The organism is Exiguobacterium sp. s150, from assembly GCF_018618435.1.
Lineage (GTDB): Bacteria > Bacillota > Bacilli > Exiguobacteriales > Exiguobacteriaceae > Exiguobacterium > Exiguobacterium alkaliphilum.
The window spans coordinates 1-19,431 of the sequence record NZ_JACSMC010000043.1; the positions used below are offsets into that span (position 1 = coordinate 1).

The 19,431-nt window shown below is 50.9% G+C and carries 16 protein-coding genes, 3 tRNA genes, 1 other RNA gene and 1 other annotated feature; of the genes, 5 read left to right on the forward strand and 15 right to left on the reverse strand.

From position 1 onward, the window contains the following. Positions 1-459 precede the first annotated feature (459 nt). From KNP76_RS14440 to tadA, 6 genes are all read right to left on the reverse strand, one after another. Positions 460-684 carry a YaaL family protein gene (locus tag KNP76_RS14440; RefSeq protein WP_034804441.1) on the reverse strand — a complete coding sequence of 75 codons (225 nt, stop codon included), beginning with the start codon at positions 682-684 and terminating at the stop codon, positions 460-462. Beyond that, the gene (gene recR / locus KNP76_RS14445; RefSeq protein ID WP_034804443.1) at positions 681-1,280 is read right to left on the reverse strand and encodes a recombination mediator RecR; all 600 of its coding nucleotides are present in this window, start codon (positions 1,278-1,280) and stop codon (positions 681-683) included. The genes KNP76_RS14440 and recR overlap by 4 nt, the downstream gene beginning before the upstream one ends. Before the next feature lie 22 nt (positions 1,281-1,302). After that, positions 1,303-1,620: a YbaB/EbfC family nucleoid-associated protein gene (locus KNP76_RS14450; protein ID WP_034804445.1), complete on the reverse strand. Its 318-nt coding sequence runs from the start codon at positions 1,618-1,620 to the stop codon at positions 1,303-1,305. A 17-nt stretch (positions 1,621-1,637) separates the two neighbouring features. Continuing rightward, positions 1,638-3,317 (reverse strand): DNA polymerase III subunit gamma/tau, encoded by a 1,680-nt coding sequence (gene dnaX / locus KNP76_RS14455; RefSeq protein ID WP_214844919.1) that lies wholly within the window; start codon positions 3,315-3,317, stop codon positions 1,638-1,640. Between the two features lie 93 nt (positions 3,318-3,410). Further along, an RNA gene (ffs, locus tag KNP76_RS14460) (signal recognition particle sRNA large type) lies at positions 3,411-3,679 on the reverse strand. 53 nt (positions 3,680-3,732) lie between these two features. Then, on the reverse strand, positions 3,733-4,233 hold the full coding sequence (tadA, locus tag KNP76_RS14465) for a tRNA adenosine(34) deaminase TadA (RefSeq protein ID WP_214842121.1): 501 nt from the start codon (positions 4,231-4,233) through the stop codon (positions 3,733-3,735). Between the two features lie 121 nt (positions 4,234-4,354). Between tadA and KNP76_RS14470 the strand changes: the two genes are divergently transcribed. Together KNP76_RS14470 and KNP76_RS14475 are read left to right on the forward strand one after the other, a co-directional pair. Further along, positions 4,355-4,990, forward strand: a complete 636-nt coding sequence (locus KNP76_RS14470; RefSeq protein WP_034804455.1) for a deoxynucleoside kinase — start codon at positions 4,355-4,357, stop codon at positions 4,988-4,990. Further along, positions 4,987-5,658, forward strand: a complete 672-nt coding sequence (locus KNP76_RS14475; protein ID WP_034804458.1) for a deoxynucleoside kinase — start codon at positions 4,987-4,989, stop codon at positions 5,656-5,658. Before KNP76_RS14470 ends, KNP76_RS14475 begins: the two co-directional genes overlap by 4 nt. A 39-nt stretch (positions 5,659-5,697) precedes the next feature. Here the strand turns inward: KNP76_RS14475 and KNP76_RS14480 are convergent, their stop codons facing one another. The 8 genes from KNP76_RS14480 to pdxS form a co-directional block, all read right to left on the reverse strand. After that, entirely contained in the window at positions 5,698-6,714 is a 1,017-nt protein-coding gene (locus KNP76_RS14480; RefSeq protein ID WP_214844920.1) for a hypothetical protein, read from the reverse strand. 144 nt (positions 6,715-6,858) lie between these two features. Next, positions 6,859-6,948 (reverse strand) — tRNA-Ser (locus tag KNP76_RS14485). A gap of 29 nt (positions 6,949-6,977) precedes the next feature. Next, positions 6,978-7,068: transfer RNA gene (locus KNP76_RS14490), tRNA-Ser, on the reverse strand. A 36-nt stretch (positions 7,069-7,104) separates the two neighbouring features. Beyond that, a tRNA-Ser gene (locus tag KNP76_RS14495) sits at positions 7,105-7,195 on the reverse strand. 158 nt (positions 7,196-7,353) lie between these two features. Beyond that, on the reverse strand, positions 7,354-8,637 hold the full coding sequence (gene serS / locus KNP76_RS14500; protein ID WP_214844921.1) for a serine--tRNA ligase: 1,284 nt from the start codon (positions 8,635-8,637) through the stop codon (positions 7,354-7,356). Positions 8,638-8,689: 52 nt separating this feature from the next. Beyond that, positions 8,690-8,898: a binding site (T-box leader), on the reverse strand. Positions 8,899-8,916: 18 nt separating this feature from the next. Continuing rightward, on the reverse strand, positions 8,917-10,161 hold the full coding sequence (locus KNP76_RS14505; RefSeq protein WP_367661619.1) for a D-alanyl-D-alanine carboxypeptidase family protein: 1,245 nt from the start codon (positions 10,159-10,161) through the stop codon (positions 8,917-8,919). A gap of 84 nt (positions 10,162-10,245) precedes the next feature. Beyond that, positions 10,246-10,824 carry a pyridoxal 5'-phosphate synthase glutaminase subunit PdxT gene (gene pdxT / locus KNP76_RS14510; protein WP_214844922.1) on the reverse strand — a complete coding sequence of 193 codons (579 nt, stop codon included), beginning with the start codon at positions 10,822-10,824 and terminating at the stop codon, positions 10,246-10,248. A gap of 1 nt (position 10,825) precedes the next feature. Next, complete coding sequence (gene pdxS, locus KNP76_RS14515) at positions 10,826-11,716, reverse strand: pyridoxal 5'-phosphate synthase lyase subunit PdxS (RefSeq protein ID WP_034817401.1); 891 nt, start codon at positions 11,714-11,716, stop codon at positions 10,826-10,828. Positions 11,717-12,001: 285 nt separating this feature from the next. Here pdxS and pdxR point away from each other — a divergent pair, with 285 nt between their 5' ends. The 3 genes from pdxR (at position 12,002) to KNP76_RS14530 (ending at position 17,632) form a co-directional block, all read left to right on the forward strand. Continuing rightward, positions 12,002-13,420, forward strand: coding sequence for a MocR-like pyridoxine biosynthesis transcription factor PdxR (pdxR, locus tag KNP76_RS14520; protein ID WP_251137521.1), 1,419 nt, complete (start codon positions 12,002-12,004; stop codon positions 13,418-13,420). 21 nt (positions 13,421-13,441) lie between these two features. Continuing rightward, positions 13,442-14,062, forward strand: a complete 621-nt coding sequence (locus tag KNP76_RS14525) for a class A sortase (protein WP_214844923.1) — start codon at positions 13,442-13,444, stop codon at positions 14,060-14,062. A gap of 150 nt (positions 14,063-14,212) precedes the next feature. Then, a complete protein-coding gene (locus KNP76_RS14530; protein WP_214844924.1) occupies positions 14,213-17,632 on the forward strand; it encodes an alpha-amylase family glycosyl hydrolase in 3,420 nt (1,139 codons plus the stop codon). Between the two features lie 38 nt (positions 17,633-17,670). On the opposite strand, the gene guaB is transcribed toward KNP76_RS14530, so the two are convergent. After that, positions 17,671-19,134, reverse strand: coding sequence for an IMP dehydrogenase (gene guaB / locus KNP76_RS14535; protein ID WP_211780236.1), 1,464 nt, complete (start codon positions 19,132-19,134; stop codon positions 17,671-17,673). Between the last annotated feature and the right edge of the window lie 297 nt (positions 19,135-19,431).

Below are 19,431 nucleotides of genomic sequence, written 5' to 3' on the forward strand. Positions count from 1 at the left end.
GCCAGCGTTCGTCCTGAGCCAGGATCAAACTCTCCAAAGAATTTGATATAGCTCTTGAAATGACGAAGCTTGCGCTTCATTCAAAAATTTAAAACTTATTTTTGCCTCATCGTTCAGTTTTCAAAGTTCGTCTGCCGCTCTTGGCGACTTAAATATCTTATCAAGTTATCAACAAAAGGTCAACAACTTTTTAAAACTTTTTTCATTCGCTCTCGGCGACGTCTATTAATATATCAGTAAAATTAATAACACGCAATAACTTTTCTAGAAAAACTTTATCTTTTTTATAGTTCTTCTTACATCTCACACGTTATTGATTTCTTTCCTTCATTATATAGCCTCAATTCACTACCCTCTATATTAACTGAAGATTCATCAGTTTATTTTTCAACCCCGTCTTTCTCCTTTTCTCGAACAAGCACAATACGCAAAAAAGAGAGCGAGGACCTCGCCTCGCTCTCAAGAACGTAAACTAGATAACGAGACGTTACGTCGTTTCGCTTCTTTCAAGTAAAAGAAATAGAGCATCTCAGCTTGTTTGACTTGCGCTGCTAACTCTCCCGTATCTTCAATACTTACATCTAGCATATAACGCTTCGCTTCGAATTTCGCCTTCGCATCCAACAACTCTTCTAGAAATCGTTGATCATACTCCGTTCGTAGCGACTTTCGAAACCACCTCATAGTTCTCTTCGACCTTCCATCGCACGAGACAGCGTGACTTCGTCCGCGTACTCTAAATCCCCTCCGACCGGGAGACCGTGAGCGAGCCGCGTCACACGAATACCGGTTGGTTTCAATAGACGAGACAAGTACATCGAAGTCGCTTCCCCTTCGATATTCGGATTCGTCGCTAAAATGACTTCCGTAATTTGTTCGTGCTCTTGCAGACGTGTCAATAGACTAGATACGTTAATGTCTTCTGGACCAATACCTTCCATTGGACTGATGGCACCATGAAGCACATGGTACTTCCCACGATACTCTCGCATCTTTTCCATCGCAATCACGTCTCTTGAATCCTGAACGACACAGACAACCGTTTCGTCTCGATGCGAATCGGTGCAAATGGAACATGGGTCTACGTCCGTGATGTGTCCACAGACGGTACAATACTTGATATCGCGTTTGGCGCTGACAAGAGACTTAGCAAATGTCAGCACATCGTCCTCCTCCATGTCTAACACATGAAAGGCCAGTCGAATGGCCGTTTTCGGACCAATGCCTGGTAATTTTGTAAAACTCTCAATCAACCGCCCAATCGCTTCAGGGTATTGCAACTCGCATCTTTCCTTTCTTCACTTAAAAGCCTGGGAGGTTCATCCCTTGTGTGAAACGTCCCATCTTATCGTTTACAAGTTGATCCGCTTGTTTCATTGCGTCGTTCACCGCTGCGAGCACAAGATCTTGCAACATTTCAACATCATCCGGGTCGACCGCATCTTCCGCGATGATGACGTCTAGCACTTCTTTGTGGCCACTGACGATGACTTTGACCATGCCGCCACCTGCCGTCCCTTCAACCGTCATGTCTTTCAGCTCTTCTTGAGCTTTCGCCATGTCTTTTTGCATTTTCTGCATCTGTTTCATCATATTGTTCATGTTTCCCATTCCACGCATATAAAGCGCCTCCTTTGTTAAACCTCTTCGATTTCGACGACATCACCGAAACGTTCGAACGCCTGTGCGACAAGCGGATCTTCTTCCGCCGGCTTCGTCTCTTCTTTAGAGTCCGTTCGCTCCGCCTGTTTTTGAAGGATGAACTCGTTTTTTAACTCAACCCAATCCGTTTCAAGTACAGCCATGATCTCTCGACGAATTCCCGTCACTTCAAACAGCGCCTGCTCGATTACGTCACGGGTGCGGCCGTTTGAACTGACTTGTTCATAGTGCCATGTCATCCCATCTTTAAATTGTACCAGTAAGGTGTCGCTTGCACAAAGGACAGCCTCACTCTCATAGAACAACGCAAAGATCGGGCCATCGACAGTTCGAATGTTCCCCATGATATCTTCCCAACTATCTCGAATCGCGTTCAAATGTTGACGTTCCGCCCGCTGCAGGAGTTGACGGATCCGTTCTTTTGGTACGCGAATTTGGGTCCGTTTGACAACTTTCGGTTTGTCGGCAGGCGCGTCCGCTATCGCCACGCCGTTCTTTTTCACTTCGCTCAACTCTTTACTCAGTTCACGGACCTGGTCTTGCAACTGTTGCATCTGCTCGCTCATCGTCCGACCTTGCTCCGCAATCCGGATAAATGTCAATTCAACGAGTACTTTCGGATGGTTCGACAAACGCATCTGTTGCTGACACTCGTTTAGCTCTTCGATGACTTGAAACAACGCGTCTGTCGTCGTCTCCTCGACGAAGGCACGGAACTGTTCGTTCGGCCGGGCCCGCTCAAGTAAATCGACGGCTTGAGGGGAAGCTTTTAAGAGTAGCGCGTCACGATGAATGAAGACGAGATCTTCAACGAAACGCTTCAAGTCTTTCCCGTCGCGCAACATCGTCTCTAGTGTGCTAAGAATGCGGTCAAGTTGTTTTTGTTGTAAGCCGTAAGCCATCTCGAGCAACGCATCATCAGTCACGGCTCCTGTCACTTCTAGGACCGCATCTTCTGTCAAACGGTCGTCACTGAACGCAAGGGCTTGGTCCAACAAACTCAATGCATCGCGCATACCGCCATCGGCCGCACGGGCGATCAGTTTGAGCGCTTCCGGATCATACTCATATTCTTGATCGTTTAAAATATAGGCCATTCGCGTCTGCAACTGGCCGACCTCATGGCGCTTCACGTCAAAGCGCTGGCAGCGCGAGATAATCGTCGCCGGAATTTTGTGTGGTTCCGTCGTCGCCAAAATAAAGATGGCATGCGGCGGCGGTTCTTCTAACGTTTTCAACAACGCGTTGAACGCACCGGTCGACAGCATGTGCACCTCATCGATGATGTATACTTTGAAACGCGCTTGCGAAGGCGGATATTTCACTTTATCGCGAATCTCGCGAATCTCGTCGACACCGTTATTTGAAGCGGCATCGATTTCGAACACGTCTGGGCTCGTCCCTTCGGTGATGGCGATACATGTCGGGCATGTATTACACGGCTCTCTCGTCGGTGCTGTCTCACAGTTGATTGCTTTCGCGATAATTTTAGCAAGACTCGTTTTCCCTGTCCCTCTTGGACCGGAGAACAAGTAGGCATGGGATACCCGCTCCTCGAGCAACGCATTTTGAATCGTGCGTGTGATATGAACTTGGCCGACTACCTCTTGGAACGACTGCGGACGATAGACCCGATACAATGCTTGATACGCCATGTCTCCGCCTCCTTTCTCTCAATTGTCTCTATTTCATCATACAAAAAAATCTACAACCCTGGGGCCGTAGATTAAAGTTATTAAATAAATCTGCCGCGCACCGATTTCTGAAAGCACGTCAATGTGCGTTACTCATGCAGTTTGCTCGGCCCAAGCACCCCTGCGGCACACGGTACGTCACCACTTAAGGCTGCTTCCTTCCGGACCTGACCTGGTTCATGGGTGACCGTTGCGCAGGACTCAGACGTCAACGCCACTTACACGAGGACGGGCCACACCAATGCACTCCCTCGAATCGGAATTCAGTCTCGCTATAGCGGATTGCGAGTTACAGGGCACCGCTACCTCCCCGCCTAGCACGGCAAATGGGTAAATGAAGTTAAGCACTTCGTTGAGTGCTATTACATTATACTGTTTAATCTATAGGGTTGCAACCTCTCTGTTCAAGCCGAGCTAGCTTCTTCCTTTGACGAAGGTCACGAAAGAAATCCGTCAAGAGCGCGCCACATTCTTCTGCTAAAACATTTTCCGTCACCTCTGCTTGATGATTGAACCGTTCATCTTGAACGAGGTTCATGAGCGTCCCACAACAACCGCCTTTTGGATCATGCGCTCCGAAGATGACCCGTTTCACACGCGAGAGAACGATGGCACCCGCGCACATCGGACACGGCTCTAACGTCACATACAACTCACAGTCCTCAAGCCGCCAATTTTGAAGCGTCTCGTTCGCTGATTCGATTGCAATCATCTCCGCGTGAGCCGCTGCCAACAAGTCTGTTTCTCGGCGATTATGACCGGTCGCAATCACCTCGTCACCTTTGACGATGACGCATCCGATTGGGACTTCCCCAATCGCTTCCGCCTTCTTTGCTTCTTCTATAGCGAGCCGCATAAATCGTTCATCACGTTCCATATTCACACTCCGTTTCGCATCACTTATTATGAAAAAAAATGAAAATCATTTCGCTCGCCCTATCCCATCCATTGTATGCTAGAATGGAACTTGCACTTTGGATAATGGAGGATGACATCATATGTTTATAACGGTAGAGGGACCGATTGGTGTCGGGAAAACGTCACTGGCCCATATCATCAGTCAGCACTTTTCAATGCAAATGCTGAATGAAATTGTAGAAGAGAACCCATTTCTCGGCAAGTTTTATGAAGATATCGAAGAATGGAGTTTCCAAACGGAAATGTTCTTCTTGTGCAATCGCTTCAAACAATTAGACGATATCCACAAACACCACTTGAGTCAACAGCAATCCGTCGTTTCAGACTATCATATTTTCAAGAACTTGATTTTTGCCCACCGTTCCCTACGACCGGCTCACTTGAACAAGTACGAGCAAATCTATAAGATTTTGACGCATGATATGCCGAAACCTGATGTCGTCATCTACTTGCACGCGAGCATCGAGACGCTCATGAAGCGCGTCGCTTTGCGTGGACGTGAAGTAGAAGAGAACATGTCACGCGATTACCTCGAACAACTCGCTCGTGATTACGAGACGTTCGTCGAATCCTATCGCGCGACCCACCCCGAAGTGACGATTCTTTCGTTTAGCGGCGACGAGCTCGACTTCGTCCACAACCCGGATGATTTGACGCACGTCCTCACTACGATTGAACGCGAACTAGAATTGACTAAAGGAGCACAAGCCAAATGACGCTGAATGAAAAGTATAACATTCCGAACGACACGATCATCACGATTGGCGGCATGGTCGGAATCGGAAAGTCGACGATCACCAACTCGCTCGCAGACGCCCTGAACTTCCGGACGTCTCTCGAGAAAGTAGACACGAACCCGTATCTCGATAAATTCTATCATGATTTCGAGCGTTGGAGCTTCCATCTTCAAATCTACTTCTTGGCCGAACGTTTTAAAGAGCAAAAGAAAATCTTCCAATATGGCGGTGGCTTCATCCAAGACCGTTCGATTTATGAGGATACGGGCATCTTTGCGAAGATGCATTACGAGAAAGGTACGATGTCACCGACAGACTACGAGACATACTCGAGTCTATTCGAAGCGATGGTGCTCACACCGTTCTTCCCGCACCCAGATTTGCTCATCTATCTAGAAGGCTCGTTCGAGCAAGTGCTCGACCGCATCCAAATGCGTGGGCGTGAGATGGAACAACAGACCCCGATCTCGTATTGGGAAGAGATGTACGAACGTTACACCGAGTGGATTAACAACTTTAACCTTTGCCCGGTGCTTCGTCTTTCAATCGAAGAATACGATTTGATTAACGATCCAGATTCGGTCGAACTCATCCTTGAGAAGATTGAAAAACAATTGACGATCGCACGTGAAGCGAAAGTCAGATAAGTAAGAAGGTGCGTCGCGTAATTGAGCGGCGCACCTTCTTTATATGTGGGCAATCGCCCGCTTATCGTGCCGCGGCGTCTTCCGTGCCTTCCGGAACCCGTCGATGGAATCGAACACGGCCGCCAAAATCGTGATGGCGACGACTATACCGAACACCCAATTGAACGAGACACCGGCCGGCACGTTCGCTTCGATCCAGGCGAGGAATCGTGCATCGAACAATCGCGGTGAACTCGCCATCCAGATGATGAACGTCGCCGACGCGATGTTGTACATCAAGTTATACGATGCAAACGCATATGACCAACGGCCTTTCACCCATTTCCACAACCCGAGCCCGACTTGAAGCAACACGATGACGAGGAATAATCCAATCACGTCAAAAAGAAACGTTTGGTTGAACACCGGCGTCACCATCGTGAAGCCTGTCGTCGTCGATTCATAGATGCCAATCAACCGCTCCGCGTTGACGTACACACCGAACCAGACCGCCGTAAAAAACAACCCGATCCCAGCATCCCACTTGCTGATCCGTCCGTCGCGCTCCCGTTCCCGAAGTGTATTCACATCCCACTTCATCTTCGGCGTTTTCACATCTTCGCCTCCATAACGCTCGATTAAAAAGAACACGAGTGTAATCCAAAAGATCAGTTGAATACCGACGTTCCATAACGCGTTCCACACGTTCGTCAAAAACGTACCGAGCGTCGGAAGGACCGGACCTGAAAACGTTGGAATGCTCGCTAGCACGAGACCTGCAAAGACGACTGCTAGCACAATCGGTACGACGAGCTTCAAGATCGAGACGTAGAAAGGGAACAGCGTCGGTCCGATGACATATTGCCCTTTATGGACGCGCGCTGCCACGACCGCAGGATGTCCCATTTCATCCAATACACGTTTCACTTCCACTTCCATCGCATCCGCCGGCAACTTCGCTTCAATCTCATGGCGCAACGATTCGGCCAGCTCGTCACGTCTCCCCACCGGAACATGCTTGACGACCTCCTCGACATATAGCTCGACCCAATCCATGACGTTCACCTTCTTTCTCATGAATCCGCACAAACTCTATACGATTAGAATTCCCGCTTTCCTATGAGACTAGCCGTTGTTCGCCACTTTGCCACAAAAAAAAGCCGCAGACCGGAGTCTGCGACCATAAAAAAACGCATCTGCCCATGCAGATGCCCAATCAAGCGGAGTTGGTGGGATTCGAACCCACGCGAGCCTTGCGACTCCTAACGGATTTCGAGTCCGTCCCCTTCAGCCGGACTTGGGTACAACTCCAGGCTTAAAAAAGTGTAAAAAAAAGAAAGTGGAGGAGGTGGTGGGATTCGAACCCACGCAGGCTATTACACCCCTGACGGTTTTCAAGACCGTTCCCTTAAACCACTTGGGTACACCTCCAAAAGATATGAAATTGTTGAGCCTCCAAAATAAAAATGGAGGAGGTGGTGGGATTCGAACCCACGCAGGCTGTTACACCCCTGACGGTTTTCAAGACCGTTCCCTTAAACCACTTGGGTACACCTCCAAAGCTCATATACAATTCGCGAACAATCATCTCGCTCGACATGATTTATAGTACCAACTGATGGGACAGATGTCAAACCCTTTTGTGAAAAAACATTAGAAAAATTTTTATAAAAAATCCGTCGACACGAGTGTCGTGTCGACGGGGTAAAAACGAGCTTAACGTGGTATCTCGATTTTCTCGATGCCGCCCATATATGGACGAAGCACGTCAGGAATGACGACCGAGCCGTCCGCTTGTTGGAAGTTCTCCAAAATCGCAGCGACTGTCCGACCGACAGCAAGTCCTGATCCGTTCAGTGTATGCACGAACTCCGGTTTCGCATTCACGTCACGACGGAAACGGATACCAGCACGGCGCGCTTGGAAATCTTCAAAGTTTGAGCAAGAAGAGATTTCGCGGTACATGCCTTGAGCCGGCATCCACACCTCGATATCGTATTTCTTCGCAGCCGTGAAACCGAGGTCGGCCGTACACATGCTGAGCACTTGATACGGGAGACCGAGACGCTTGAGCACTTCCTCCGCGTGACCTGTCAACAGCTCGAGTTGCTCGTAAGACTCCTCAGGCTTCACGAAACGGACGAGCTCGACTTTGTTGAATTGGTGCTGACGGATGAGACCACGCGTATCGCGGCCGGCCGACCCGGCTTCTGAACGGAAGCAAGCGCTGTACGCCGTGTACGTGATTGGAAGCTGTTCCTCTGCGATAATCTCATCACGGTGCATGTTCGTCACCGGCACTTCCGCTGTCGGGACGAGGAAGTAGTTCGTATCCGCCACTTTAAACGCGTCTTCTTCAAACTTTGGAAGCTGACCCGTCCCGGTCATCGCATCGCGGTTGACCATGTATGGCGGGAGGACTTCTGAATAGCCGTGCTCATCGGCATGCATGTCCATCATAAAGTTGATCAAGGCGCGCTCTAAACGGGCACCGAGTCCTTTATAGAAGACAAAGCGGCTGCCCGTGACTTTCCCAGCCCGCTCGACGTCGACAATCTTCAAGTCTTCCATCACGTCCCAGTGCTGTTTCATCTCGAAATCGAACGTCGGTTTCGTTCCGACTTCACGAATCGTGACGTTGTCGTCTTCCGTTTCACCGATTGGTGTTGATTCATGCGGAATGTTCGGGATGCTGAGCAAAATCATGTTCAACTCCGCTTCGACTTCACGCAAGTCTTCATCCAACAACTTGATTTCATCCCCGAGTCGGCGTGTCTCGAGAATCGGTGCGTCTGCGTCTTGTTTGTTCCGCTTCAATTCGGCGATTTGTTTTGACGCCTCGTTCCGTTTTGCTTTCTTTACATCGACTTCGTTAATCAGGTTGCGTCGTTTCTCCTCGAGCTCTGGGAAACGGTCAAGCGCGCTCAAGTCTTCCCCTCGCTGGGCGAGCTTCGCTTTAATGTCTTCAAAATCTTGGCGTAATCGTTTAATGTCTAACATTCTTATTTCCTCCTTTTTCACATAAAAAAGGCGGCACGTCCCTTTCCCGTAGGAAAGGGACGAACCACCTTGGATCCGCGTTGCCACCCTCGTTGCCTGAAATCCAGGCCACTCGATGCACGTAACGTGTGCAGGACGTGACTTGTTTCCAAGCCAATGCTCCGAGGCCGATTCGGTTACACCATCCCGCTAGTTTGCACCAACCACTAGCTCTCTGTCAGTAGATGACTGTAACGTACTTTTCCTCATCATTGCATCTGTCATTGAATTAGTTTTACTTTACAACAACTCGAGTCTATCGACAAGACTCAGTTTTCCGAGCACGAGTCGGACCTCATCAAGAAAATCTGAAAACGCACGCGTCATCCGTGTTAAAAACGATGCCGTGTCGACCGTTTCTGCTGCCACGAGCGTCGCTTTCGGCGGTTGCTCGCCATCTAAGTAACGGACCGATTCAGAAAGTTCGACCGTCACCGTGCCGACTTGCTTGTCTGTAGCAAGCGGTGCTGTCGTGTCGGGTAAATCATAAACGAGGGACGGGACTTCTTGCCCTTTCTCAATCAATACCTCGAACGTGGACGTCGTGCGGACCGTAGCCCGCTCCGTCTCCCCGCCCGCCACGAAGACAGACTCTGGCACAACCTCGCCGCTCCGTAACAGCGAGGTCATGACAAACTCGCCATACGCATAGTCATGGAGTGCTTTCGTCGCCGTGTAACGACCTTCGTCTGTCTTCGCGCCTAATACGACAGACAATACGGTCCGCCCATCCCGCGTCGAGACACCGACGAAACAGTATCCGGCGTCGTCTGTCGTCCCCGTCTTGAAACCGAGCATGCCGGTATACGACAAATCACGGCCGGCGAGCATCCGATTCGTCGCTTCGAAACGAACACCGTCAATATCGACGTACGCCTGCTTCGTCACATCGAGCACGTCGGGGTATTTCGTTAAATAAGCGAGCGCCAGTTTCATCAAATCGCTCGCCGACGTCAAGTTCTCGCCCGGACGTCCGGCGGAGACCGAGTCGAGTCCAGATGCGTTCGCGAACGTCGTCTGAGTCATCCCGAGCGCCGTCGCCCGTTCGTTCATCAACTCGACGAACGCCGCTTCCGACCCGGAGACCGCCTCACCGAGCGTGACGGCGGCTTCGTTCGCCGAGCGAATCAACGCCACATCATATAATTCTTTCACCGTATACGGTTTATTGACGAGCGGGATGCGAGCAAGACCTGGCTTCTGTGTCAATGCGAGCGCCTCCGCGCTCGGTGTCACTTCCTGATTCCAACTGAGTTCGCCCGCCTCGATCGCTTCGCGGACGAGGAACGCGGTCATCAGTTTTGTAATCGAGGCCGGAGGTAACATCGCATCTTCCTCTTTTGAAAACAGCACTTGACCCGTCGTCAAATCGACGAGCATCGCCCCGCTCGCCTCAACGCTCGGTGCGGCCGCTGCGTTGTTCGGATTCATTATATTCATGAAGATTGCTCCGATGAGCAACCACATCATCCATCTCGCTTTCACAACCTTGCCCCTTTCTATTCATGTCTCGTCTTAGTGTAGCAAAAAACGACATAAAAAAGGCTCCCGATTTCAGGAGCCTCTCCTTTATGCGAGTTGATGCTTGTTCGCCGCCACGATGTTCAAGAAATAGCGGTGCATCGACAAATCGTCTGTCAGCTCAGGGTGGAACGAGCAGGCGACGTATTTATCGTAGCGGACAGCCACGATGGCCTCTTCCACTTCTGCGAGGACATCGACGACCGGTTCGACCGACGCGACTTGCGGAGCGCGGATGAATACCGCTTCTACCGCCTCGTCAATCCCTTTCACCGGTAACGTGACTTCGAAGCTGTCGACTTGACGGCCGAACGCGTTCCGTTTCACGGTCATCGGGATTTTCCGTAGATGGGCATCGTATCCCTCGACTTCCGTCGCGAGCAAAATCAAGCCGGCACACGTTCCGAACATCGGGAGTTCCGTGTTGTCACGAAGCGGTTCGAGTAACCCGTAGCGGTCGAGTAGACGACGCATCGCCGTGCTTTCCCCACCTGGTAGGACGAGCCCGTCAATTTGACTCAAGTCTTCGACCGAGCGGACGACGCGCGTGTCCACGCCGAGTGCTTCGAGCATCCGAACGTGTTCGCGAATCGCCCCTTGCATTCCGAGTACGCCAATCGTCGTCATCTTACCAGCCCCGTGGTGCCATGAGCTCTTCTTCTTTAAGCGTCCGGACGTCTAAGCCTTTCATCGCTTCGCCGAGACCTTTTGACAAACTCGCGATACGCTCGTAGTCGTCGTGGTACGTCGTCGCTTCGACGATCGCACGGGCGAACTTCTCCGGGTTCTCGGCTTTGAAGATTCCTGATCCGACGAAGACGCCGTCCGCACCGAGGTGCATCATGAGCGCCGCATCGGCCGGTGTCGCGATGCCGCCTGCTGCGAAGTTGACGACCGGAAGGCGGCCAGCTTCACGGATTTGCATGAGGACTTCGAACGGTGCACCGAGGTCGCGCGCTTCCGTCATCACTTCATCGACGCTCATCGAGAGGAGACGTTTCACTTGTGCTTGAACCGTGCGCATGTGACGAACCGCTTCGACGATGTTCCCTGTTCCCGGCTCACCTTTCGTCCGAATCATCGCTGCGCCTTCGCCGATGCGACGCGCTGCCTCACCAAGGTCACGGGCGCCACAGACGAACGGTGCTTTGTAGTCACGCTTGTACAAGTGGAACTCTTCGTCCGCTGGCGTCAACACTTCGCTCTCGTCGATGAAATCGACCCCCATCGATTCAAGGACACGTGCTTCGGCGATATGACCGATCCGGCATTTTGCCATGACTGGGACCGAGACCGCTCCCATAACATCTTCGATAATCGTTGGGTCTGCCATCCGGGCAACTCCACCCATTTTACGAATATCTGAAGGAACGCGCTCGAGTGCCATGACGGCGACCGCACCTGCCGCCTCAGCAATTTTAGCTTGTTCTGCGTTGATGACGTCCATGATGACGCCGCCTTTTTGCATCTCGGCCATCCCGCGTTTTACTTTATCTGTACCGACTTGTCTCTTTTCCATTTAAATCCCCTCCATATAGGCTAATCTACTTGTAAGTATAGATTGAATTGACTATATTGAAAGTGTCAGTTTGATAGTTTTTAAAGTGGTCAGTTCAGTTGAAGGACTTCCGTTTTGCATTCTCGAATGGAATCAATGAGAAAGGAGGACTGTGAGATGGCACAATTCGACCCGCGCGACAAAGCGCAAGATCGTACTTACTATGGGAAACCAGGTTTATTCGGCTTACTCCTCGTCCTTGGTTTCGTCCTTTATTTCTTCTTCGGGTGACCACGGAAAGGATTCATGATGGATATGCTCACGCTCGCGCTCGAACCTGAATCGAGCACGCCTTTATATGAACAACTTTATTTACACATCCGCCAAGCGATCGTCGACGATACGTTGACGACCGGGACGAAATTGCCGTCCAAGCGGAAATTGAGCGACTTCATCGACGTCTCCCAGACGACAATCGAACTCGCCTACGCTCAGCTCCTTGCCGAGGGCTATATCGAGTCCGTTCCGAGGAAAGGTTTCTACGTGTTGCCGCAAGAAGAGCTATACGTGCAGCGCAACGAGCGGATGCAGACGATTGAGCCGCTCCCAGAGAAGAAGACGTATACGTTTGACGTATACCCGAGTCAAATCGACACGGCCGCCTTTCCGTTCGAACGATGGCGCCGCCATATCAAACAAGTTGTCACCGAGGAGAACAGTGACTTGCTCACCCTCGGTCCCGTCCAAGGCGACCTCGTGCTCCGTCAAGAGATCGCGACGTATCTCTATCATTCCCGAGGTGTGAGCTGTTCTCCTGAACAGATTATTGTCGGTTCCGGCACCGAGCAGTTGCTCCCGCAACTTCTCGACTTGTTGACCGACGCGAAGACGTTCGGCATTGAAGACCCAGGGTACCCGCTCACGAAACAGCTATTCGAACAGCAAAAGCTTCGTTATATTCCAATCCCCGTCGATGAGAGCGGTCTCGTCGTCGACCGACTCGAGACAGAACAAATCGATGCCGTCTACGTCACGCCGGCCCATCAGTTCCCGACCGGTACGATCTTGTCCGTCAGTCGACGGCAACGCCTTTTGAACTGGGCGTCCGACCGTCAGACGTACATCATCGAGGACGATTATGATAGCGAGTTCCGCTATAGCGGGAAGCCAATCCCTTCACTGCAAAGCATGGACCAAAACGAGCGCGTCATTTATTTGAGCACGTTCTCAAAATCGCTCATGCCGTCGCTTCGAATCGGGTATATGGTATTGCCGCCAAAACTGTTGAATCGATACCGGGCACGTTACCGTCATTTCACTTGCAGCGTGCCCCGCTTCGAACAGCATACGCTCGCCGAGTTCATGGCATGTGGAGACTTCGAGAAACATTTGAACCGGATGCGCAAAACCTATCGGCGAAAACTCGAGATTGTCGTCTCCGCCTTCAAACCATATGAATCGGCCATAACGGTCTCTGGAACGAGTGCGGGTCTCCATGTCATCCTGACAGTGAAGACAGCTCATTCGAATGAGACGTTGCGCCGACAAGCCGAGGCGGCAAGTATTCGCATGAAAGCGATGGATGAATACGCGATTCATCGGCAAGATTTGACCCGACAGTTCCTGTTCGGGTTTGCCGCCATCTCAGAGGACGTGTTGCCAATCGTGATCGACCGACTCATGTCGTGTTGGAATATACCGAAAGGAGGGACATCCGGGGGCTAAGCTACCGCGGATGACACAATCATGAGACGCATCCGCTTCGGACTGGGTATCCTCTTCATCCTTGTCGGGTTGTTTTTCCTATCGAACGCGTGGTGGAAAGACCAAGTCGCGGTGTTTAACAGTCAACGCGTGACCGAAGGCTTGCAACTGAAGCAACCGAAATCAGGCGAGTTTGACTTTTCAGCTGTCGCTCCGCTGTCATGGAACGATTTAGTGACAGTGCGCAATCGTTTTCATGAATTGCCGACAATCGGAGTGATTTCGGTGCCGGAAATCAAGTTGGAGTTGCCCATCATGTATGGACTTGAAGCCGATAACTTGGCCGTCGGGGCCGGGACGATGCGTCCAAACCAACAGATGGGGCTCGGCAATTACGCTTTGGCCGGTCATTATACCCAAAGCCCGACCTCCTTGTTTGGCCCACTCCATGAGATTGAAACGGGAATGAGCGTGTACGTCACCGACTTGACGCACACGTATGAATATGTCGTCACGTCGCTTGAAACGGTTCCGCCATCTCGAGTCGATGTGCTCGATGAGACAATCGATCCGACCATCACGCTCGTCACATGTACGTTTGATGCGACCGAGCGATTGATTGTTAAAGGAAGATTGGCTCAGACAACACCTTATGCCCCGTGACCGCCCACAAAAATGTTGGGCGGCTTTTTATTTTTTAAAAATTATATTGTTAACGCTTACATAATCGGCTACACTATTTTTGAAACCGGTTGCACAATTTTCCTGTTTCGTTGCCCTGTAGACGATCAAATTTCCTGAAAGAGGTGCTTTATGAAGAATAAAACCGCACGCCGTACGTCCACCCTCCTGTTATCTTCTGTCCTCCTGATTCAAACAGGCGTCCCGGTGAACGTCCTCGCCGAACCGACGGCAATCAACATTGATGGAGTCAAGAGTGATTGGACCAACGTCCCGGCGCTCGCCACGTCCCCTACGGCCGGATGGCAAGGGTTTGACCTCGGCGACTTGTACATGCAAAATGACGCCAAGCATCTTTATTTCTATGTCGATGCGAAGAATGTCCCGAATTGGGGCGACAACGGCCAGTACATAAACATCGCACTTCAAGTGAATGACGAGGACTCGGGCGTGAACACGAATCCACTCGGTTACCCGTTCAACTTCAGTCAAACCGATCGGAAGCCGCAGTATCATATTTTACTTCGCGTCGATGGCGACACAGCGATTAAAGAAGCCGCGCTCTATGAATCGGGCAAGTCCGTTCCACTCGCGAATTTGACGAACTTGAACGGCGCCTCGTTCGCCCTCGATCGGACGAAAGGTTTCGAAGGAAAAATTCCATTGTCGCTGCTTGGTTTAACGAACAACGACCAGCTCCGGGTCTTGACCGTGCTGAGTGGAAACAATGCCGGAGAACACGGCGCATTTGACACCATCCCAAGCAATCCGGGCAACAAACTAGCCGACAGTTGGAACGTCTCGGCGAACCCATCGACGCAATCCGTGTATAGCTCGGCCTATACGCTGCGCGGTGTCGAGTCGGTGAGCCAATTGGAAGTGACGACCGTAACGCCGGCGAACCAATCGACGGACATCGCCCTCGATGCCCCGATTACATGGACGTTCAATGAACCCGTCACACTCAATGCTTCCGATGTCAGCTTGAAGAGCGGGGGTACGTCTGTCCCGTTCCGTGTCGAAACGAGCGGATCGACGGTGACGGTGACACCGACAGCTCCATTTACACTCGGTCAAACGTTGGAAGCAACCATCCCAGCAGGTGCCGTCACAGGCAAATTGTCGAACACGACGCTCCCTGCCCTCACGACGTCGTTTAAGACGATCACGGAAGTGGCGGATCCATGGAAGACGCAGCGGTATATCGAGATGACGTACGTCCGGGCAGACGGGGATTATAAGGATTGGAACTTATGGACGTGGAGCACCGGTGCGAAAGATGGGCAAGTCGATCCGTACAAAGTGACCGAAGCTGGGGCCATCTTCCGCATCCCGGTCGGAAAAGACGCGACGAACGTCGGCTTCGTCATTCGCAAAGGCACGGACTGGGCCGTCAAAGACGGTTACGGGGAAGACCGATACGTCAAACTCGGTACCGATCGCATCACAAAAGTCGTCGTTGAGAGCGGAAAAGGTGTGTTCCACCAAGTTCCGACGATTCAAGGACCGGTCTTTGAAAACGGCGAGATCACGTTCTTCTATCGAGATAAAGCGTTATATGAAGCAGGTACACTCAATCAAATCGAGCGCGTCGCTTTGAAAGTGAACGGGACGACGTATCCGATGACGTACGAAGCGAAGAACGAATGGTTCCGTCACACGGTTAAACTACCGGAAGGGACACATGACTATACGTTCCTCGTGACGAAAGATGGCGTGACGACTGAGGTGAAAGACCCTTATTTCGAAGCGTCACGTGTTGAATACAAACGTCCGAACGTCAAGTTGACGTCGTCCGTCTCACCAAAAGCCATCAGTTCGCGGGAAAACGCCGTCGTTCACGTGAAGCCGACGCTTCCAAAAGGAGTGACGTTGCGTGAGCTTTACATCGATGCCCGCCCACTCGGTGGACCGGCAAAACTAGCAATCGACCCAGCGCTAAACAAACAGACGATCGCGGTCAAAGACTCTGTGAAGCCGGGCAATAAAACGCTGACGATTCAAGCAATCGACCAATACGGTAACGTGCACACGACGAAGACAAGCGTCAACGTCCGACCGGTCACGATGAAAGACAAACAAGAATTCGACTGGGACGAGGCACGGATTTACTTCATGTTGACGGACCGGTTCTATGACGGCGACAAGACGAACAACAATCCGAACGGAGAGTATTACGACTTAGATCATCCTGAGTCATATCACGGCGGTGATTTCGCCGGTATCACGAAAAAACTCGACTATCTCGATAAGCTAGGCATCAACACGATTTGGATCACGCCGATTGTGGATAACATCGACTGGGATCTCCGCTACGGAAAAGAAGGATCTCAATATGGCTATCATGGCTATTGGGCGAAAAACTTCGAGAAACTCGATGAACATCTCGGGGACATGGCAGCGTTCCATCGTTTAATTGACGCCGCGAACGAACGCGGTATCAAAATCATGGTCGATGTCGTCTTGAACCACCCAGGTTATGGGATGGAACCTGGTGCGGTATCGAATGGAGCGACGAACTTCCCGACGAATAAAGAGCGGCAAGTATTTGAAGGCATGATTCGTTCGAATCCGGTCGACGGGGACGACTTGAAGATGTCGCTTTCTGGACTTCCGGACTTTAAGACAGAAGAAGCTGCCGTCCGGGACCAACTCGTCAAATGGCAAACCGACTGGATTAAGCGCTCGAAAACGAAGAAAGGCAACACGATTGATTACTTCCGGGTCGACACGGTCAAACACGTCGATTCGACGACGTGGAAGTCGTTCAAAAACGAGTTGACTGCCATCAAGCCGGACTTCAAGCTAATTGGTGAACATTACGGTGCAAGTGTGAATAACACAGGCGGTTACTTGCGTAGCGGTCAAATGGACTCCCTCCTCGACTTTGATTTCAAATATCAAGCGGAGAGCTTCGTGAACGGGAACATTGATGGAGTCGAAAGTGCCCTTCAATACCGGAACAAGCAACTATCAAACGAGGCGACGCTTGGTCAGTTCTTGTCGAGCCATGACGAAGATGGCTTCCTCGTCTCGCGTGCAGGTGGCGACGAAGGAAAACATATGGTCGCGGCCTCGCTTCAAATGACAGCCAAAGGGCAACCGGTCATTTACTACGGTGAAGAGATCGGCCAATCTGGAAAACATGCTGGTGACATGGATAAAGGCGAGTTTAACGAAAACCGTTACGACTTCGACTGGAAACGCGTCACGGGTGAAGGGAAAGCGATGCATACGCATTACCAGAAGCTGTTGAACATCCGTGCCGATTACTCGAAAGTGTTCAGCAAAGGGACACGCACTGTTGTTTCCGGGGGATCGAGCACAGGCTATTCCATCTTTGAACGAACATACGGCAAACAATCTGTCCTTGTCGGCTTGAACACGAAAGAGACGGCGCAAAAGGCGACGTTCCAAACGAAACACAAGCATAAGACCGTGCTCGTCGATCGCTATAGTGGACGCGCTTACGTCGTACAACACGATGGCAAAGTCACGGTACAATTGCCTGCCCAAGATCAAGGCGGGACCGTCATCCTTGTGAAGAGATAAAAAAAATCCGTTGCTCACGATTTGAGCAACGGATTTTTTTATCTTGAGTAGTTTGGTGCTTCTTTTGTGATATGCACATCGTGCGGATGGCTCTCTTGCAGTCCAGCACCTGTCATGCGGATGAACTGCGTGTCTTCACGAAGCGAACGAATGTCCGCCGCGCCACAGTAGCCCATCCCTGAACGAAGACCACCGATGAGTTGGTAAACCGTATCGGCCAATTCACCCCGATAGGCGACGCGTCCTTCGATACCTTCTGGGACGAACTTCTTATCAGCTTCTTGGAAGTAACGGTCTTGGCTACCACGTTTCATCGATGCTTCCGATCCCATTCCACGATACGTCTTGAACTGACGGCCCTGGTAAATTTCCATTTCGCCCGGGCTTTCTTTCACACCGGCCAAGAGGCTACCGAGCATGACAGCATGCGCACCTGCAGCAATCGCCTTGACGATATCGCCTGAGTATTTGATGCCACCGTCGGCGATGACCGTCACGCCATGTTCACGGGCTTCTGTGACACAGTCATAGACAGCCGTGATTTGCGGCACACCCACTCCTGCGACAACACGTGTCGTACAAATCGAACCAGGACCGATACCGACTTTGATGACCGAAGCACCGGCTTCAATCAATGCCCGTGTCGCTTCCGCCGTCGCGACGTTACCTGCGATGATCGGGAGTGTCGGGAAAAGGTCACGTAGTTCTTTTACTTTCTCGATGACCCCTGCCGAGTGACCGTGCGCCGTATCGACGACGAGCGCATCAACGCCGGCATCGACCAGGATTTGTGCACGTGACGCAGCATCTCCCGTGACTCCGACTGCAGCCGCGACGAGGAGACGACCTTGCTTATCTTTCGCAGCATGCGGAAATTGTTCGACTTTCTCGATATCTTTCGTCGTGATGAGTCCCTTTAAAATGCCTGCATCATCGACGAGTGGTAACTTCTCGATTCGATGCTGGTGAAGGATGCGTTCCGCTTCTTCGAGTGACGTGCCGACTTTGGCCGTAACCAAGTTTTCAGTCGTCATGACGTCTTCAATCACCGTGGAATAGTCTTTAATGAAACGAAGGTCACGGTTCGTCAAAATCCCGATGAGTTTTCGTTCTGTTTCCGAGTTGACGATTGGTACGCCAGAAATCCGATATTTGCTCATCAAATATTCCGCATCATACACTTGCCGTTCTGGAGTTAAATAGAAAGGGTTTGTGATGACACCGTTCTCTGAACGTTTGACGCGATCGACGTGCTCGGCTTGCATTTCCATGGACATGTTCTTGTGAATGACGCCTAGACCACCTTGGCGTGCCATCGCAATCGCCATCGGTGCTTCCGTCACAGTATCCATCCCGGCACTAATGACTGGAATGTTCAACTCGAGACCTTCACAAAGCTTCGTACTTAAGCTAACGTCTCTTGGTAAGACGTTCGAGAATCTCGGCACGAGTAAGACATCATCAAATGTTAATCCTTCTTTTGCAAACTTGTTTTCCCACATAAAAATCGATTGCCCCTTTCCTATCGGACCCGAATCTTTGTTTCGAAATATTTCTGTAATGGTAACAGGTATGACGAGAAAGTGCAATTCAATTGAGGATGTTCAGAAAGTTCTGAATTGTGTTCGTTTGAGCGAACGTATGGGAAAAACATTCGGAAATCGTTTAAATTTTATTCATATAATAGGTAGTTTTAGAAGAAAAGCATAGAAAAAGACGACCAAGCAGATGCTTGATCGTCTCATGTTGCCTGGCAACGTCCTATCCTCACAGGGGGAGACCCCCAACTACTTTCGGCG

Coding starts and splice junctions, on each gene's coding strand:
- KNP76_RS14440 (WP_034804441.1), bottom strand. CDS start 684: ATGAGGTGGTTTCGAAAGTCGCTACGAACGGAGTATGATCAACGATTT.
- KNP76_RS14450 (WP_034804445.1), bottom strand. CDS start 1,620: ATGCGTGGAATGGGAAACATGAACAATATGATGAAACAGATGCAGAAA.
- dnaX (WP_214844919.1), bottom strand. CDS start 3,317: ATGGCGTATCAAGCATTGTATCGGGTCTATCGTCCGCAGTCGTTCCAA.
- tadA (WP_214842121.1), bottom strand. CDS start 4,233: ATGGAACGTGATGAACGATTTATGCGGCTCGCTATAGAAGAAGCAAAG.
- KNP76_RS14470 (WP_034804455.1), top strand. CDS start 4,355: ATGTTTATAACGGTAGAGGGACCGATTGGTGTCGGGAAAACGTCACTG.
- KNP76_RS14475 (WP_034804458.1), top strand. CDS start 4,987: ATGACGCTGAATGAAAAGTATAACATTCCGAACGACACGATCATCACG.
- KNP76_RS14480 (WP_214844920.1), bottom strand. CDS start 6,714: ATGAGAAAGAAGGTGAACGTCATGGATTGGGTCGAGCTATATGTCGAG.
- serS (WP_214844921.1), bottom strand. CDS start 8,637: ATGTTAGACATTAAACGATTACGCCAAGATTTTGAAGACATTAAAGCG.
- pdxT (WP_214844922.1), bottom strand. CDS start 10,824: ATGACGACGATTGGCGTACTCGGAATGCAAGGGGCGATTCGCGAACAC.
- pdxS (WP_034817401.1), bottom strand. CDS start 11,716: ATGGAAAAGAGACAAGTCGGTACAGATAAAGTAAAACGCGGGATGGCC.
- pdxR (WP_251137521.1), top strand. CDS start 12,002: ATGATGGATATGCTCACGCTCGCGCTCGAACCTGAATCGAGCACGCCT.
- KNP76_RS14525 (WP_214844923.1), top strand. CDS start 13,442: ATGAGACGCATCCGCTTCGGACTGGGTATCCTCTTCATCCTTGTCGGG.
- KNP76_RS14530 (WP_214844924.1), top strand. CDS start 14,213: ATGAAGAATAAAACCGCACGCCGTACGTCCACCCTCCTGTTATCTTCT.
- guaB (WP_211780236.1), bottom strand. CDS start 19,134: ATGTGGGAAAACAAGTTTGCAAAAGAAGGATTAACATTTGATGATGTC.